Below are 18788 nucleotides of genomic sequence, written 5' to 3' on the forward strand. Positions count from 1 at the left end.
CATTAGAATATTAACAAACAAAACGTCTCAGTTCTTTACCTCATTGCTGTTTTATCCAGCAATTCTTTTGCCAAATTCAGATAATTCACCGTTCCCCGGCATTCTGCATCGTAAAGAATTACCGGTTGACCGTAACTCGGAGCCTCGGCTAATTTGGTATTCCGCTGAATCATCGTTTCAAAAACCATATCTTCAAAATGTTTTTTGACTTCTGCAGCAACCTGGTTGGATAACCTCAACCGGGCATCGTACATCGTCAATACAAACCCTTCTATCTCCAGGCTTGTATTCAATCGTTTTTGAATGATCTTTATCGTATTCAACAATTTACCCAATCCTTCCAACGCCAGATACTCACACTGCACCGGAATAATTACCGAATCCGCAGCAGTCAGAGAATTTACCGTAATCAATCCCAACGAAGGGGAACAGTCGATTAAAATATAATCATAGTCATCGCGGACAGAATCAAGAATACCGGATAAAACCTTTTCCCGGTTTTCAAAATTCAACATTTCCAACTCCGCCCCGACCAAATCAATATTCGAAGGTAACAAAAACAAACCGTCAATTTCAGTCTTCAAAATTGCTTTCTTAGGCTCCAGACCGTCCACAATACATTCATAAATTGTAGAACTGTCCAGTTCTTTCAGCTCATATCCCAACCCTGACGTCGCATTCCCCTGTGGGTCGGCATCTACCAGCAAAACCTTTTTTTCTAATACAGCCAAACTTGCCGCCAGATTAACGGAAGTCGTCGTTTTTCCTACACCACCTTTTTGATTAGCAATAGCAATAATTTTAGACATAAATGACCATTTTATATTATGTCGTAAAAATACATATAAAAAGCAAACCTTACTGTTTTTTGCCTGATTTTTTAATAACAACTCCTGCCTTTTTACTAACAACCATTATTAATACGTTATATTTCAATAACATACAAATCAGCACGCTTCTCTTCTGAAAATCCGGAATACCCTTCATCCAAAATACAAAATTGTTTGCTAATTTTATGCCGCTTAAACAAGGAAAAATATGTTGCTGGTGATTCATTTCTTATATCCTGAATTTTTATACGGTCTTTTCGCTCTATCCATACCGATTATCCTGCATTTTTTCAGTTTTAAGAAATATAAAAAAATATATTTCAGCAATTTCAATTTTCTGGCCTCACTCCAACAACAGAAAAAAAACAGTTCCAGGCTAAAGAATCTGTTATTGCTACTGTTACGCCTGACCGTACTGGCTGCGATCGTCATTGCATTTGCCAATCCCTATTCCGCAACCCGCACTGTTTCTGCCGGCAACAACGGCGAAAAGCCACAAGTCGTCATATACCTGGACAATTCATTTTCAATGTCAAACACAGGAAGTAAAGGGATATTATTGGAAGAAGCCAAAAAACAAATACTCGATATTCTCAATACCTACCCACCCGGCATATCGTTTACCCTGTTGACGAATGACCCTCTGCAATCGGTCAATAAAACAAAAGAGGAAATCCAGACCGTTACAGGAATTGTCAAAACGACCTCCCGTAACAAGAAACTTTCCGACTTATTCAAAGAAGCCGGAGAAATAAGTGCCGGAAAAAGAACAACATTTTTCCTGCTTTCCGATTTCCAAACCCGCAATTGCGACTTTCAGAGCATCTCTCCCGATTCATTGATAGAACCGGTATTTCTGCTGTTGGAACCGGAAAACCGGAATAATCTCTACATAAAAGAGGTATCTTTCGATCAGGCTTTCCACAAAAAAAATCAAAACGATAAAATTTCAATTCACCTCGTCAATTCATCCCCGAAAGATTTTAACAACGTACCGGTAAGCCTGACCATCAATGACAAGAAAAAAAGCATCAGTAAAGTAAATCTTCCAGCAGGAAGCGAACGATCCGTTGAAATCAGTTATTTAAATACAGAAAACGGCTTTTATAAAGGCTGTGTAGAAATTACCGATTTTCCATTGATATTCGACAATACATTCTATTTCAGCTATAAGATCGACGATAAAATCAATGTCCTCTGCATCGAACAGGACAAACATTGTCCCTATTTCGGAAAACTTTTTTCCGACACTTCATCCTATTCGATCTCCTATGTCAATATCAACCAAACGGCAAACATCGATTTTCAAAAATACAATCTGATTATCCTGGACAGGCTTTCAACCACCTGGACAGGCCTGGAAAGCGCACTCGAAAATTATGTCATTGCAGGAGGGAACCTGCTATTTTTACCGGGAACAGAAATTTCAGCCAACACCTTGAATCAATTACTGCAAAAAATACATGCCCCGCAATTCGGCAAAGCCGATAGTAACACAGTGATCACTCATCTGGAAAGCGAAGCCTTCCTTTTTAAAGACGCATTCGAAAAACAGGATAAAAACACGACCTTGCCTTCCGTCAACCTTTTTTACCCGTTGCAAATTACGGCAAACAGCGAAAAATTACTGACGGACAAAAAAGGGAATACGCTGTTTTCGGCCTATACTTACGGTAGCGGAAATATATATACTTCAGCTTTTTCCTTCGAACCGGAAAACAGCGACCTGGTCTTCCATCCGCTCTTCGTACCTCTGCTGGTAAATATGGCTTATAACATCAACTCAAACCTAAAAAACTCATGGACGATTCATTCCGATGAACGCATTGTCATCAACGGTAAGAACTTGCCGGACAATACCCCGTTGAAAATTACCGGACAACATTCACAATTGGAATTCATTCCGGAAATCCGAAAAGACATCAGTGGTAATCTGATATTACAAAACACCGAAAACCTGGAAAATGCAGGTCTGTACGAAGTCATCGCCGGAAACCGAATCATCGATGTATTGGCTTGCAATTTCGACCGCACAGAATCCCAACTGCATTTTTGCAACCTGCAGGAATTACAAAAACAATTTCCCAAAGCCCGGGTAGAAAATATCAAAACGACACAATTCGACCGTAACAGCGAAATTGTAAAAGAAATAGTCTCCGAAGACAATAACAAATACCTGACTCGCTGGTTTCTGCTCCTGGCAGTAATCGCTCTATTGGCAGAACAATGGGTATGGAGAAGAAAATTACAATGACCAATGAACATCTACGAAAATATAACACAAGAATTACGGCAAGCCGGTAGTCCCGACAAAGCCGCTCATCTTTCCCGTTTTTTCAAAACCGGAAAAGGAGAATACGGAGAAGGCGACCGGTTTATCGGTGTCACAGTACCCCGGCAAAGGAATATTGCCCAGAAATATACAGACGCTGATTTCAGTGTACTTGAAAAACTGATCCGTTCTCCCTGGCACGAAGAACGTTTGACGGCTCTGCTGATTTTAGTGTACAAATTTCATAAATGCAAGACAGAAGAAGGCCGGAAAACCTATGTCGACTTCTATATTTCCCATACGGAATATATCAACAACTGGGACCTGGTCGATCTGTCCTGTTACAAATTACTGGGCGAATGGTTTATGGGCAAAGACCGGTCCTTATTATACGAATGGGCAAAATCAGAACATCTGTGGCAACAACGCATCGCAATGGTTACCTGCATGCATTTCGTCCGGCAAGGGGACTTCAAAGATTGTCTGGCAATTGCAGACCTGCTTTTGCAACATCCGCACGATCTGATACAAAAAGCCGTCGGCTGGCTACTCCGGGAAACCGGTAAAAAAGACGAAAAAACGCTGGTGGATTTTCTGGCATCCCGTTACTCTAAAATGCCCCGGACGATGCTCCGGTATGCCATCGAACGTTTCCCGGAAGAAACGAGAAAAAAATATCGTATAAAAAAATAGCCCTTAAAATTCCAAAAGCCGTAAAAATTATTGATCTGGCACAGTAACATGACAATTTATCACAAATTCTTTATCTTATGATTAGTTTCTTACAGGTTGAAAATCTCAGTAAACGTTTCGGTGAACAATTATTGTTTGAGGGTATCTCTTTCGGTATCGGAAAAAATCAGAAAACCGCCTTAATCGCCAAAAACGGTATGGGGAAATCCACCCTGTTACAGATTATTGCCGGCAAAGATATACCTGAAAGCGGAAGTGTCATTTTCAGAAACGACATATCCATCGGATACCTGCAACAGAATCCCGATTTAAACGACAACAATACGATTTTTGAAGAAGTTTTCAGTTCCGATTCCCCGATACTGAATATTATCAAGGAATATGAAAAAGCGATTGCAACAAACAACCTGAAGCAACTGGAACTTCTCATTCCACAGATGGATGCCCAATCAGCCTGGGACTATGATACGACAATCAAGCAAATCCTGTCAGAATTGAAAGTCGACACCTACGAAAAAAAAATCGCCAATCTTTCCGGAGGACAGAAAAAAAGAGTCGGATTAGCTAAAGTACTGATCAGTAATCCCGATTTTCTGATATTGGACGAGCCGACAAACCACCTGGATATCGAAATGACCGAATGGTTGGAGAATTACCTTGAAAAATCGAATACAACATTACTCATGGTTACCCATGACCGGTATTTCCTGGACCGGGTCTGCTCCAATATCATTGAAATAGATGATTTCGGTATTTTCAATTATGAGGGAAACTATTCTTATTACCTGGAAAAAAGGGCTCAACGGATAGCAACACGAAATGCTACCATCGATAAAGCCCGGAATTTATTGCGTACCGAACAGGAATGGATGCGCAGAATGCCGCAAGCCCGCAGCCATAAAGCACAATACCGGATCGATAACTTTTATAAGCTTCAGGAAACAGCTTCCCAGAAAACCGATGAAAAAAAACTGGAACTGGACATAAAAGGACAACGGTTAGGGAAAAAAATACTGGAATTGGAACACATCAGCAAAAGCTATGAAGACCAATGCCTGATTGACGACTTCTCCTATAAATTCGTCCGGGGTGAAAAAATCGGAATTGTAGGAAAAAACGGCGTCGGGAAATCCACTTTTCTGAATATCATTACCCGTAATCTGGAACCCGATCGGGGAAAAATCGACATAGGAGAAACCGTCGTTTACGGCTATTACAAGCAATCAGGCATCGAATTTTCTGAAACAGACCGGGTCATCGACATTGTAAAAAATATTGCCGAACGAATCGATTTGGGCAACGACCGTATCATGTCGGCCTCACAATTTCTGGAATATTTCATGTTTACCGACAAACAGCAGTATTCATTAGTAAGCAAGCTTAGCGGAGGCGAACGCCGACGTTTGTATCTGCTTACCGTTTTGATGAGTAACCCCAATTTCCTGATTCTGGACGAGCCGACAAACGATCTGGATATTATCACCCTAAACGTACTGGAAGACTACCTGCAAAGCTTTAAAGGCTGCTTGCTGATCGTATCCCACGACCGCTTTTTTGTAGACAAAGTAGTCGACAGGGTATTTGCTTTTGAAGGGAACGGAAAAATCAAAGACTTCCCCGGGAATTATACCATATATAAAAACCACAAAGAAGAAGAGGAAGAAGAAAAACAACGGGCAAAAAAGCAAACACCCAAAGAACCCAAGTCCGCTCCGTCAGACAATCTCTCCAAAAAAAGAAAACTTAGCTTTAAAGAACAACAGGAAATGCTCCGATTAGAGCAAGAAATCGAATCCCTGACGAATGAAAAAACGGAAATCGAGTCTGCACTAAGTTCCGGCAGTCTTTCTACAGAAGAATTAGTCCGGAAGTCAGAACGTATCAGCGAAGTGATAGCCTTACTCGACGAAAAAGAAATGCGCTGGCTGGAACTTAGCGAAATATAAAAATTCTTCCTATATTTACAGAAGACCTAAAGGCTCACTTGTTTATTTTAACGTTTCAGACATTCAAATACACAATACCATGCGGAAGATTATCGAAAATTTTCTGGAAAAATACCGTATTCCGGCAGATGCCGGATTTCTGATCGCCGTTAGCGGCGGTGCCGACTCCATTTCCTTGTTGCATCTTTTCAAATACATGAATTTACGGATTCAGGCACTTCATTGTAATTTCGGATTACGGGGAAAAGAATCCAACATGGATGAACAATTCGTCAAGCGGTTTTGTGATAGCTACGGCATTCCCTTAAGTGTAAAAAAATTCGATACCCTCGGATATGCCCGGCAAAACAGTCTGAGTATCGAAATGGCTGCCCGTGAACTGCGCTACAACTGGTTCCGGGAAATGAAAGAAAAGAAAAAAATGGACTATATCGTCACCGGCCACCATGCCGACGACCTGGCAGAAACGGTACTGATTAATATGTGCAGAGGTACCAGTATCAAAGGTTTGACAGGTATCAAGCCCATAAACGGCGACCTGCTGCGCCCCCTGCTCGATTGTTCCAGAACCGATATCTTACAATATATACAAGACAACCAATTGGGTTACCGGACGGACTCAACCAACAATTCCCTGGATTTTGTCCGGAACAAAATCAGACACCGGATTATTCCCGTATGTAAAGAAATCAATCCGGCATTTTTAAATATCATCCGCGAAAACTGTGAAACCTTAAAAGAAACGGAACAAATCTACCGATATGCCATCGGGCAATTAAAAACGCAGGTCATGGAGCATCAGGGAGAAGAAATACTGATACATATCGGAAAAACATTGGCCACTCCGGCCCCATGCACATTGCTTTACGAACTTTTGACTCCTTTCGGGTTCAACAAAACGCAGATCAGAGACATATTCAACAGTCGGGACGCCTTATCCGGAAAACAATTTCTTTCCGAAAATTATACACTCGTAAAAGGCAGAACCTACTGGCGCATGTTTTGTCACACCACCCAAACGGTAACGAATATCGAAATTCCAAAACCGGGAGAATACACAATTAACGATAAACATTACCGATTCGAAATCATCCCCCGAACACCGGATTTCCAAATTCCGGACGATTCATCGATTGCCTGCCTGGATGCGGATAAACTCGGCTTCCCTTTGAAAATCAGAAATTGGGAAAAAGGAGATCGCTTTTGCCCGCTCGGTATGAAAAAACTACAAAAAAAAATAAGTGATTTTTTTATCGACCAAAAATTCAGCACCAAACAAAAGAAAGATTGCCTTCTCCTCTTATCCGGGGAACACATTGCCTGGGTGATCGGACATCGTCCGGACGAACGTTTCAAAATTATTTCTGTTACCCAAAACATCCTGAAAATCTCCGTATCGGACAAAACGGCAACGCAAAAAACGTAGCAAACGAATAGACATTCCAAAACACAAATAAAAAGAGGCCGAAGCCTCTTTTTAAACACACTAACAATAAATTTACTACACTTATAAAGCAATATATTCCTATATCGTGCTGCAAATATAAAAACTTAAAACGTTTGCACAAAACATTTTTAAGAAAAAAAAGGAAAAAACTTACATTTTTTTGAGAAACAGAAGTATTTAATTATAAGTTATTATCTACTCTTGGCCTTTTTCTATTTCATTTAATTCTATTTGCAAGCCAGAAGCATACCCTGCTATTTTTAATTTTGATTTTTATTTCTACCTTTGTGACTATCATTGTTTTAAAACTTATCTGATCATGAAAAACAAAAAACGGATTATATACATCCTTATTTCATTACTTTTAGCCGGTCTGCTTTCATCATGTGCCATCGACCGTAAATGTCCGGCTTATACTCAGGCTCCTGCAAACACGATTTCACATACAGTCTGAGCTTAAAAACGACAGAATTGATTGTAATCGTTTGAGTTAATTTTTCTGTCGGTTTTAATTCCTTTATGCATATAATAAAATGCTTTATTATAAATTTGAGGAAAATTTTGAATTTGTATCACCTAATAAAACAACGAAAATGTCAAAAATTAAAGTTGGTATCAACGGATTCGGACGTATCGGACGTTTGGTATTCCGCGCTGCAATGGGCAGAAATGATATTGAGATCGTAGGTATTAACGACCTGATCGATGTAGACTACATGGTTTATATGTTGAAATACGACACGATGCACGGTCGTTTCAACGGAACCGCAGAAGCAAAAGACGGCAAATTGGTTGTTAACGGCCAAGCTATCCGCGTAACTGCAGAAAAAGATCCGGCAAACCTGAAATGGAATGAAGTAGGTGCTGAATACGTTGTTGAATCAACCGGTCTTTTCCTGACCAAAGAAAAAGCTGAAGCACATATCAAAGCCGGAGCAAAACGTGTTGTTATGTCAGCTCCGTCAAAAGACGATACCCCAATGTTCGTAATGGGTGTAAACAACAAAAAATATGCAGGTGAAACTATTGTATCCAATGCATCTTGTACAACCAACTGCCTGGCTCCGTTAACCAAAGTTATCAATGATAAATTCGGTATTATCGAAGGTTTGATGACCACAGTTCACGCTACAACCGCTACCCAAAAAACAGTTGACGGTCCTTCTATGAAAGACTGGAGAGGTGGTCGTGCTGCTGCCGGTAACATTATTCCTTCTTCTACCGGTGCCGCAAAAGCTGTAGGTAAAGTTATTCCGGAATTGAACGGTAAACTGACCGGTATGGCTTTCCGGGTTCCGACATTGGACGTATCTGTTGTAGATTTAACTTGTCGTTTGGCTAAAGAAGCATCTTACGATGAAATCAAAGCTGCTGTAAAAGAAGCTTCTGAAGGTGAATTGAAAGGTATTCTGGGATATACTGAAGAAGAAGTCGTTTCTTCTGACTTTCTGGGAGATGCCCGTACTTCTATCTTCGATGCCAAAGCCGGTATCGCTTTGAATAAAAACTTCGTGAAACTTGTTTCCTGGTATGACAACGAATGGGGTTATTCAAACAAAGTATTGGAATTGATCGTTCACATGTCTACCGTTAAGTAATAGAATTACCACAACGAAAATAAAAAAGGATACTGGTTTCAGTATCCTTTTTTTGAAACACTTACATCGGTTTCCCGGAGATTATTTCAATCACGGAGTGATTGAACTCCAAGCCCCTGAAAATGTACCAAATTTCATATTTACCCGGTAAAAACGGCATATTTACATAAGTCATAACGTTTAAGTTCATAAATCTCAATGAACTCTGCCCCTCATTCAGCTCATCATCGCTGTATTTTACCATCTCTTCATGCCTTTGATCCCGCATCTTTTTCATCTGCTCACAAACATCAGGAGAAAGTGGTATCTTATTTCCTTCTTCTTCATCAAAAAGTTTCCCCGAAACGATCTTGTTCTGACTTACAATTCTTACATAGAACACCATGTCGTCCCGACACGCTTACCGACATCCTATTCGACCAACTGGAGGAGAAGCAGCGCCAGAAAGAAACCGTACGGAAAATGCAGGCAGACGGCATTCCCCTGACCAAAATTGCCGACTACCTCGGATTGTCTCAATACCAATTAAAAAAAATAATCGGGAATTTGGAAGGTCAAAAGGAACAGGCAGACTGATTATGCATCACATCATCTCCTAAACACAATATTTCTACGAATCCGGACATTTCCCTGCACGAGAAAAGCCTCAGAGCCAATGGGCAACCAGAACAGATAAAACTCATTCATTTATTCAGATACAATAAACCGGGGTTGTGATAAAGCACACCCCCGATTCAAAACATAGCCGGATATACGTTCATATAAATTGCAAATTGCCAGGCAACCTGATTCGTTATCAGATTTTCTAATCGTAAATTGTAAATCTAAAATTAAAAAGGTCGTATTCCAACGTTTTTATCTATATATTTTCCATTATTTACACAAAAAATCGATCTGTTTCTGAATAGCATGTGTACACACCGGACAGAACTGATCTGTTTTATGCAAATTATTCATCAGGCAGTTTTGCCAGGGCCGGTAAACACCTTTTTGTACGTATCCCCCGCCTTCATATACCCCTAAAGCCTGCATATCCTTTGTATTCAGCGGAGTCGGTATTTGTGTTTTGGCATCCAGCATACGGTACCAGTCTTTTCTCTCAAAATCAACCAATGTTGTCAGATTTTCTTCCCATGGTTCGACATCCAGCGGATACATGTCATTATAAGAAACATTCCCTACATATTCATCTCCCAATCCCAACAATACGTGCCCGAATTCATGTACATAAATTTTTCCCGTACGGGTCGGATGATGCGCCGCACTGATTCCATAAAAATTATAAATACCTCCTCCTCCGTATTTTTGGGTATTTGATAAAATATAGATATAATCATAAGGAACATGAGCTGCAATATCCCGTACATTCTGGAAGTCTTCCACCATTTGATAACGTTCCGAATCAAATGTATAATAAGCTCCCTTTAAAGCCGTCCTTCTCCAGATATGTTCCCCCGGTATGGTCACACCGCTTTCTTCTGACGGAGCCCATACGGCACGGATATTGAAACGGGAAGCATTTTCTTTATAAGGTGAATAGGTGAAAAATTCCCCGGCAAACGTATTGCACGCTTCCATAAATTTCTCTTTCTCGTTGGCAGAATATCCCTCCGGCAACAAGACAATATCCACCCGGTGTTCCGGATTCCCATTGTATCTTACCTCGAAAGTCTCGTATTTCGGAATAAATTTTCTAATAAAATAACTATTTACCCGAATATCATATTCGAATTTTTTCTCAAATTTTCCTTTCTTGTTTCTGGCATATAATTCCAATTTCACATCTTTTTTAGGAAACGGGAACACTACGGATTCCGGCATACATTTGGATGTTTCCATCGCCTCGGGAGTCGTTTGCCACTCATTAAAAAGTGTACAGTACGAACGGGAATAGAGCAACTCTCCACTAGCGGCATCCCATATCTTAAACATCTGATTTCCGTAACCGGAATCATCGATCAAAGAAGTCTTGGAACCGGCCCAATAAGGCTCTTCTATCAACTCGTCAAAAAAGTAATTTTCAGATTCCTGATTTCCGCAATGATAAAAATCAAAACGCATTGTCTTATCCTGAAAATACTTATCGAACTGCGCATCGGCAGAAAAACTGACAGCCCATGCAAAAAACAAAGAAAAAAGGAATTTATTCATAACGTTACAATTGATTTTCAGCAAAAATAATGATTAATATGAATAAAAAAGAGATTGCCGCGAGACAATCTCTTTTTAACTTTATTTTTTCCCATACTCCCAATAAAGCATCAGCAAGTGTGCCGAAGACCAACTGAAATGAGGGGCTTTCAAAAGTCCTCCGTCATGGGTTCCGTAATTTTCATGAATAGGAGCTCCCTCCGTCAGTCCCTGCAACCGGGTAAACACCTGATCGGTATATGTATCCGCTTCTTTTATATAGCCATACTTCCGGATACCGGAAATACCGAAATACACCTGATCCAACCAAATCGGACCTCTCCAGTATCCTTTCGGTAAAAACTTCGGGTGATCGGCAGCCAAAGTCGGGAAAGGTATATAAGTCGAAAACTTACTGGTATCTGCAATGATCTTCATGGCAGCCTCCACTTGTTCTTTGGAAGCCAGCCCCGTCCATATCGGCGTCCAACCTTCAGGTCCTTCTACCCTTACCAAATCTCCGTTCAAAACCCGATCAAAGAAGTAACCTTGTTGCGGATCGAAAAAATAAGTCCGGATTTTTTCACGATAATCGGGCTCCTCAAAGCTTTCACCGATTATTCCGGCCATCTCTTGTAAAAGCTCGTATTCATATCCCAGATAAGCATTCAAATCGACAGATTCCTGATTAAAGCTCCAGGCATTCTCAGCATTCCGGACCATAGTGGCCTCGTCAAAGCGAACCGCATTATCCATACCGCTCTCCCATTTAGCGGCTTCTTCGGTTCCGTCAGTTGCACCGAACTCACAAATACCGTTCCGGTCATGATCCCGGTATTGATACCACCAACGGTAATATTTCAACAATTGAGGATACATTTCACGGATAAATGCCGTATCTCCCGTATGACGAAACACTTCCATCACAGCCCAGGCTGCCAAAGGCGGTTTGCTATCGCGATAATTATTTTCACGTTTATCGCTATAGATACAATCGGCTATCATTCCGTACTCATCCTGATAATCGAACATGGAACGAATTTGATTCTTTGCCAATTCAGGCTCAAAATGTACGGTTGCAACGGCCTGTTTCCAGGTATCCCAAGCCCAAAAGCCGACAAAATATCCAACGGCATGTGAAGGCACCATTCCGTCATGCAGCATATCTCCCTTACTGCTCCGCCAATTAGCCAAAAGCGTTACCATCGCCTTCACGGCTACGCGGTCATAAGCAGCAGGCATATCTGTCCGCAAAACACTGGAAAGGTAATTGTTCCATCTGCTGCAATGAGCCGCCTTTTCGGCTTTTATGTTTTCCAGGATTGTTTCAGCCACCGGTAATCCGGCTTCCATTTCCTCCTTCGTATTAAAAAAGGAGAAAACAGCCGCCCGCACATCGGCAACCTGCTTAAATGAAGCTTTATATACGGAAGACATTTGCATCAATTCCGCATCGTTCTGAAAAGTCACCGCAGCAACTTCTCCCCGAGGCAAATAAATGATCAGACTTTTATCACGGACTTCCACCGTATCGTCTTCATCCCAAAGTTTCCCCTCGAAAAACCAGTCGATCTTCCGATTGCTTTCACATACGAGCAAGGCATGATTCTTATCCGTAAAAAAGAGCCGCTGAACTATGCGAATATCCGAGAAACTACTCTGCATATACAGTTGTCCCGGGAAATAAGCCATACTGTCAGCCTGAAAAGCTTCCGGTGAAACGACTTTGCCGTTATCAATAAATCCCGGTCTCACCAATGAGCGGCTTAACCAATGACGATTATCCAAATCGAAAGGACCGCAAAATCCATTCGTAAATTTCTCTGCCGTCGGGAGCGTAAACCCCATCCAGGCACCCTGATCGGTAAACCAACCGGCCCCTCCACGAATTGTTTCAGGCGTGTAATTGATGTCCAAAATGTTCGGATACTTCAGGGCCTGTTCTTCTTTACAAGCTTCGTTACGGCAACATCCGAACGCTGCTAAAGCCACAAACCCAATCCACCAGAATTTTTTCATTGCATTTATTTTTTAACCTAACTATTTTATTTCTACTTCCCGTAGCCTTTTTTAGAAAGCTTTAAAGGCTCATCTCCGGACCGTAAAGGTACGATCGTAAAGGAATAATGCTTATTATCCGGAGTAATCGTATATTCTGGATGCGTTTGCGCTCCCCAGGATGTATCTCCGCCGACCCCCATCTGCTGTAAATCGATATTGAACCATACCATATCCTGTTTCAGGATACTCCCGCCGTGCTTTCTTTCAACATTCGGGCTGACATGCATAATATCCTGCATCGGGAAATTCCAGGCGCTCACATTCAATGGTTGTGCCCCGATAACCAATATCCCATTTCCGTCATTATTCCGTAAAGTACACCAGCGTACATCCGACTTATTGGCCGTTTCCTGCGGGCGCACATAAGGATGAAATTGCTCCCACACCGTAGCTTTATATAAATCGATATCGGCAGAAGACTTCCGGTCGAAATAGTTTTCATGCGGTCCGCGTCCAAACCAGGTCATCTGATCGTATTCACTCTGCAATATCATCCGCATCCCGTAACGAGGCATTTCAGGCAAAGCCTTCTGTCCGGCCAGAAATACATTGTCGACATTCACGGCTCCGTCTGCATATACAGTATATACGACCTTATATACAGAAGCCTGTTCCGGCATCCGATAAACAGCGGATACAATCACCCGGTTACCGGAGGAATGAGTTTCCAGTTGCTGCAAAACCATCTCCTTACCTGCATTCAGCCAGGTCCCACACCGTTGCATCATGCGATTGGCAACATCATTATCCGTTTGTGCCCGCCAGAAATTAGCGCGCAATCCTTCTTTCAACATTTCTTTCCCGTCATATTTCAATCCGGTAAGGTCTCCGGTTTCTTCCGAAAAACGAACTTCAAAAGTCGCACCGGAAACCCGGATTTGCTTATTCTCCTTCGTCAAAGCCAGAGTGCCTTCAATTGCAGGTGCAACAGGTGCCAATACCTCCACCGGCAATAAGAATTGTTCACTGGCTGCCAGATGACCTTGAGGAACAAGGTCGGTTGCTTGTTTGGTACGGGCCTCAAGATGTAAGAAATATTCCGTACCGGCCAACGGTTGTAAAACGGGTAGCGGCAGTTCCACTATTGCAAACCCGTGAGGTTGCACCTCCGGTACATTTAAAAGACCTTGTGCTACCACTTTTCCGTCAGCTTTTATTTTCCAAATAAAATCGTAGACACCGGAAGTCACAAAATCATTCCGGTTGGTTATTTTCAGACGATTGGGCTGGAAAGGCTCACCGGCGAAATGGATACCCTGATACACCTTTTTCACTTCCCAGATATGGGGATGTAAGAAACGGTTGGCAGCAACCAATCCGTTAGCACAGAAATTAGAATCGTTTTTCACGCCCACATATCCCATATCACCGCCGTATCCCCAGATCGGATTCCCGTTTTTATCTTTTATAGCAAAAGTTTGGTCAACCCAATCCCAGATAAAGCCCCCCTGCAATTGATCGTACTTGTATACAAGGTCCCAATAATCCTGCAGATTTCCGACACTATTTCCCATTGCATGTGCATACTCGCACAAAATCAATGGTTCCGAACGTCTTTGATTGGCATGTTCGCGTAAACGCCATATCCGGGCATACATCGGACAATAAATGTCGGTCGCGCCTTCACGGCCCGAACCTTCATATTGTACCGGACGAGTCGTATCCCGTTGTTTGGTCCAGTGATACGTTGTTTCGAAATGCTCTCCGTAACCGGATTCATTCCCCAAAGACCAGGTAATGACGGATGTATAGTTTTTGTCCCGTTCTACCATGCGGCTCATTCTTTCCATAAATGGAGTTATCCACTCCGGAGTAGTTGCCAATGTGCCGACTTCAGTATCTTCCATACCGTGTGACTCCAGATTGGCTTCATCAACCAGATAAATACCATATTCATCGCACAATTCGTACCACTCTTCTATATTCGGATAATGACTGCAACGTACCGCATTGATATTGAATTGCTTCATCAAAGTGATATCGTGTAGCATACTTTCATAGCTGACACTTCTTCCTTTATGCGGATCGTGCTCATGACGATTGACCCCTTTGATAAAGACAGGCACCCCGTTCACCTGCAACATGCCGTTACGGATTTCCACCGTCCGGAAGCCCAAGCGATGAGCCACAGATTCGGTCACTTTACCCGCAGGATTCAACGTATTGATCACCAATGTATACAATTCCGGCGTTTCAGCCGTCCATCTCCGGGCATCCATCACCTTTTTCGAAAATACATGTAGGGTATCCGAAACGGATTTTACTACCGATTTTTCCGAAAAGATCACCCGGTCCTTGTCCAGCAATTTCACTTCAAAAGCAGTCCCCGGTGTCAGTCCCCGTTTTTCAGCCATTACTTTCACCTGAAAATCCCCGTTCCGGTAATTATCTACCAATTGCTGTGAAATTTCAAAATCACGCATACGCGACAACGGACGGGCGATCAGCCATACGTCCCGCTCAATACCGCTATATCTCCAATAATCCTGACATTCAAGGTAGGAACCGTCACTGTAACGATATACCTCTACAGCCAATTTATTTTTTCCCTTTTTTACCAAGCGGGTAATATCAAATTCCGCCGGTAAACGGCTGTCTTCACTATATCCGACAAATTCCCCGTTTAACCAGCAATAAAAAGCCGATTCAACACCGCCGAAATGTAAAATAATATCTTTACCCGTCCAGTTTTCAGGCAATGTAAATTCCCGGATATAAGATCCGACAGGATTATAATCTGCCGGGATATGAGGCGGATTTGCCGGGAAAGGATATTTTGTATCCGTATATATCGGAGCATCGAATCCTTGTAATTCCCAACTTCCCGGAACCTCTATCCTGTTCCATCCTTTGGTCTTAAACCCTTTTTTATAAAAATCCTGCGGACGGCTGGCCGGATTTACGGAGTATTTAAATTGCCATATACCGTTTAAGGATACCCGCGAAGCAGCCTTCCGTTCCTTAGCAACAGCATCAGCCTCTTTGGTATAGGGAATAAAATGAGCATGCATCCGCTCCCGGTTTATTTGATTAACAGCCGGATTTTCTCTTTCCATTCCTGTGTACTGCGCTTTTCCGACAAAACAAGACAGTAGAACCCATACAATGAAGATATATCTTTTCATCTCAAATCCATTAAAAATTACAACATCTATCCCATTATAGCAACTTTAGGTCGCCATTCTATATATTTTCCCAGTTGATAAAAATCAGATCGTACAAAAAAAAGTAACCAGAAAAGGTACGGTAAAATCTACCGTTATACCGTGAAAAATCGATACAACGACAAATTCCTTACCTGAAGTCTGGGTGATAATCGGTAAAGTCGTATCCATTGTCGTCGCTCCTCCCACAGATATAGGCGCCAGTTTCCCAAAGTAACGCACCAAAAAGGGGGCAGCCAGCAATGTCACCAACTCCCGGATAATATTGGAAGCCAAAGCGATTGTCCCCAGCTCGGCTCCCTTATATTGCGTAATAAAAATAGAAGACAACGAATAGTAACCAAATCCGGAACCTACAGCCAGGCAATCAGTCATGCTTCTGTGCTGCAAGAAAAAGCTAATCAAGGCAGAACCGGCCAATGTTCCCAGAATTGTTCCCAGCGGAACCAATGCAATTCTTATGTTTTGCTGCCGCAATGCCCGCAATGCTTTTTTATCACTTCCAATACTGACACCTACCAAAAACATCAAAACATACAAAGCATACAAAGTCGGATCATTTTCTGTAATAAAACCCGGCATCTCAACAAATCGTCCGAGTACAGCTCCCAGTACAAAAAAAGTTACTATAATTAAACTTCCTAACATATATTCCCCACGTTTAAAACAATTCCTCTGATTCAAATGACGAATGAGGATTTCTTTTCTAATTGACGACTTTTGACAATGATTATTTCTTTTATTGCCAATTCGTAATCTTTTTTATTTTGAAAAATAAAATTTATAAATCCCCCAGGCACACAATACACTCCCGACAATAGCTCCGAATGTAATAACCAAAGCATCTAAGCCTATCGTATCCAGATTATCCATAATCTGATCGTTCGTACCTACACTCAATCCTAACAAAAACAATAAGGCGAATATGGCAAGAGTAATCAGTTTCTGAACAAATTTCAGATTTTTCTCCCGGAACAAATATCCCAACAGGATACCACTTACCATTAATCCTATTACTATCAGCATAATTTCAGTATGACGTTATATAAAACGCACGCAATTTACAATTTTTTTTAAAAAGTGGAATGCCCCAAAAGCGGGACATTCCACCCAGCCTAATCTAACTATTTTTTTATCTGTCCATTTGAATCAATCTCACCCTGCGGAGTAAAAAAGAAATTATTCGTAGCAGGATTAAATTTTCTACCCACAGCAGCTAAGGCTGATTCTGCCTTGCCCCAACGGCGTAAATCATAGAAACGGTAGTTTTCCAGTGCAAATTCTACAATACGTTCGTGCTCGATCTGTGCTCTTACTTCAGCCTGAGAAGAACCTTTCATTCCCGGCATATTGGCACGAGCTCTCACCTCATCAATCAATGGTTTAGCCAATTCCGGATGATTAAGTTCATTATATGCCTCTGCCCGCATCAACAATACATTGGCATAACGCATTAATATGATATTCATAGCTGTTTCATAAGTAGACATTCCCGAATATTTAACCGGAAGATATTTCCGGAATACCGGTTTGTTAACCTCAAACAAGTCGTCATAATTCCAATCCCATACTTTTTCAGGACTACCGTTAAAATAATCATCTTTGAACCAAAGAGTACTATACAAACGACTATCATAACGTCCCATCAATGAAATTTTACCTTCTTTCTTGAACTCATTAAATAACATATCTGAAGGTAATATTCCTTCCCAACCACCTAACTCTGAAGATGCAACCCAATACTGAGTCTGATGCTTGTAATATGCATTACCGGATGTCGTAGGAGAGAACTGAACCTCCAATAAAGATTCTACGGAATTTTCATTTGAACCGTCAAACATTCCGATCCATTTATTCATCGGAACCAAGCTATAACCTACAAAATTTTCAGGTTTCAATACTTCTACGGCACTTGTCAAAAATTCATCTTTACGGGTCGGTTCTTCATACGCCCTTGTTAAATAAGCATAACCTAAGTAAGCATTAGCCGTTGCAGAAGTAACCCGTCCTTTATCTGAATCACCTCGTGTCATCGGTAATTTGGTGGCTGCATATTCGAAATCCTTCATGATAAAATCCCAGGCATAGTCCCGAGAAGATAAAGCCTTATCAATATCCGACTCTGAAGTAATGTATTTTTCACGTACAATAATCTTCTCCCAGTTCATTAACAAAACCATATGATAATAACCTCTCATAAAGCGGGCTTCGGCAATAATACGCTCCTGCATACCTTGCTCAAATACGGCAGGATCCATAGCACTGACTTTATCTATTACCTGATTGGAATAACTTAAGCCCCAATAATTGTAACTCCATATACTCGCAGGCGTACTACTAGTCATAGTATAACTAAAATTATAAATAGAAGTCATATAACCATAACTGGAAGCACCTTTCCCCATCTCAACTACATCTTCCCGAAAAGGTTCAAATACAAATTTCAATTCATGGAATTCCCAGCTTCCTCCATAATACAATTGTGAATAAGCCGCTGACAATCCGGAAAGAGCCTCACTTTGAGTTTTCCAATAGTTACCCGATGTTGATTGATCTGGAGATTCAACTGTCAGAAAATCCTCACATCCTGACAATCCCAGTAATAACATGGGTATATATATCAGATTTAATATCTTTCTCATAATCA

The 18788-nt window shown here is 41.4% G+C and carries 14 protein-coding genes; 6 read left to right on the forward strand and 8 right to left on the reverse strand.

Going from position 1 to position 18788, the window contains the following annotated elements:
* Positions 1–35: 35 nt before the first annotated feature.
* The gene (locus tag BN8908_RS09935) at positions 36–809 is read right to left on the reverse strand and encodes a ParA family protein (RefSeq protein WP_068690337.1); all 774 of its coding nucleotides are present in this window, start codon (positions 807–809) and stop codon (positions 36–38) included.
* 229 nt (positions 810–1038) lie between these two features.
* Between BN8908_RS09935 and BN8908_RS09945 the strand changes: the two genes are divergently transcribed.
* The 6 genes from BN8908_RS09945 (at position 1039) to gap (ending at position 8786) form a co-directional block, all read left to right on the forward strand.
* Positions 1039–3084 carry a BatA domain-containing protein gene (locus BN8908_RS09945; protein ID WP_068690340.1) on the forward strand — a complete coding sequence of 682 codons (2046 nt, stop codon included), beginning with the start codon at positions 1039–1041 and terminating at the stop codon, positions 3082–3084.
* A 3-nt stretch (positions 3085–3087) separates the two neighbouring features.
* Positions 3088–3795, forward strand: coding sequence for a DNA alkylation repair protein (locus BN8908_RS09950; RefSeq protein WP_068690341.1), 708 nt, complete (start codon positions 3088–3090; stop codon positions 3793–3795).
* Positions 3796–3872: 77 nt separating this feature from the next.
* On the forward strand, positions 3873–5741 hold the full coding sequence (locus tag BN8908_RS09955) for an ABC-F family ATP-binding cassette domain-containing protein (RefSeq protein ID WP_068690342.1): 1869 nt from the start codon (positions 3873–3875) through the stop codon (positions 5739–5741).
* A gap of 79 nt (positions 5742–5820) precedes the next feature.
* Positions 5821–7167, forward strand: coding sequence for a tRNA lysidine(34) synthetase TilS (gene tilS, locus BN8908_RS09960; RefSeq protein WP_068690350.1), 1347 nt, complete (start codon positions 5821–5823; stop codon positions 7165–7167).
* A gap of 340 nt (positions 7168–7507) precedes the next feature.
* Positions 7508–7642, forward strand: a complete 135-nt coding sequence (locus BN8908_RS19045) for a hypothetical protein (RefSeq protein WP_262361115.1) — start codon at positions 7508–7510, stop codon at positions 7640–7642.
* A 139-nt stretch (positions 7643–7781) separates the two neighbouring features.
* On the forward strand, positions 7782–8786 hold the full coding sequence (gap, locus tag BN8908_RS09965; protein ID WP_068692213.1) for a type I glyceraldehyde-3-phosphate dehydrogenase: 1005 nt from the start codon (positions 7782–7784) through the stop codon (positions 8784–8786).
* 61 nt (positions 8787–8847) lie between these two features.
* Here gap and BN8908_RS09970 read toward each other — a convergent pair whose 3' ends face one another.
* The 7 genes from BN8908_RS09970 to BN8908_RS10000 form a co-directional block, all read right to left on the reverse strand.
* A complete protein-coding gene (locus BN8908_RS09970; RefSeq protein WP_021987511.1) occupies positions 8848–9171 on the reverse strand; it encodes a hypothetical protein in 324 nt (107 codons plus the stop codon).
* 488 nt (positions 9172–9659) lie between these two features.
* Positions 9660–10937 carry a M64 family metallopeptidase gene (locus tag BN8908_RS09975; RefSeq protein ID WP_021987510.1) on the reverse strand — a complete coding sequence of 426 codons (1278 nt, stop codon included), beginning with the start codon at positions 10935–10937 and terminating at the stop codon, positions 9660–9662.
* A gap of 81 nt (positions 10938–11018) precedes the next feature.
* Positions 11019–12935 carry an MGH1-like glycoside hydrolase domain-containing protein gene (locus BN8908_RS09980; RefSeq protein WP_068690353.1) on the reverse strand — a complete coding sequence of 639 codons (1917 nt, stop codon included), beginning with the start codon at positions 12933–12935 and terminating at the stop codon, positions 11019–11021.
* A 32-nt stretch (positions 12936–12967) separates the two neighbouring features.
* Positions 12968–16102, reverse strand: coding sequence for a beta-galactosidase, LacZ type (gene lacZ, locus BN8908_RS09985; RefSeq protein WP_068690354.1), 3135 nt, complete (start codon positions 16100–16102; stop codon positions 12968–12970).
* Positions 16103–16186: 84 nt separating this feature from the next.
* The gene (locus tag BN8908_RS09990; RefSeq protein ID WP_021987507.1) at positions 16187–16789 is read right to left on the reverse strand and encodes a LysO family transporter; all 603 of its coding nucleotides are present in this window, start codon (positions 16787–16789) and stop codon (positions 16187–16189) included.
* A gap of 114 nt (positions 16790–16903) precedes the next feature.
* Positions 16904–17167, reverse strand: coding sequence for a LysO family transporter (locus BN8908_RS09995; RefSeq protein WP_021987506.1), 264 nt, complete (start codon positions 17165–17167; stop codon positions 16904–16906).
* A 98-nt stretch (positions 17168–17265) separates the two neighbouring features.
* On the reverse strand, positions 17266–18783 hold the full coding sequence (locus BN8908_RS10000; protein WP_021987505.1) for a RagB/SusD family nutrient uptake outer membrane protein: 1518 nt from the start codon (positions 18781–18783) through the stop codon (positions 17266–17268).
* Positions 18784–18788 lie beyond the last annotated feature (5 nt).

The organism is Culturomica massiliensis (assembly GCF_900091655.1).
Classification (GTDB): domain Bacteria; phylum Bacteroidota; class Bacteroidia; order Bacteroidales; family Marinifilaceae; genus Culturomica; species Culturomica massiliensis.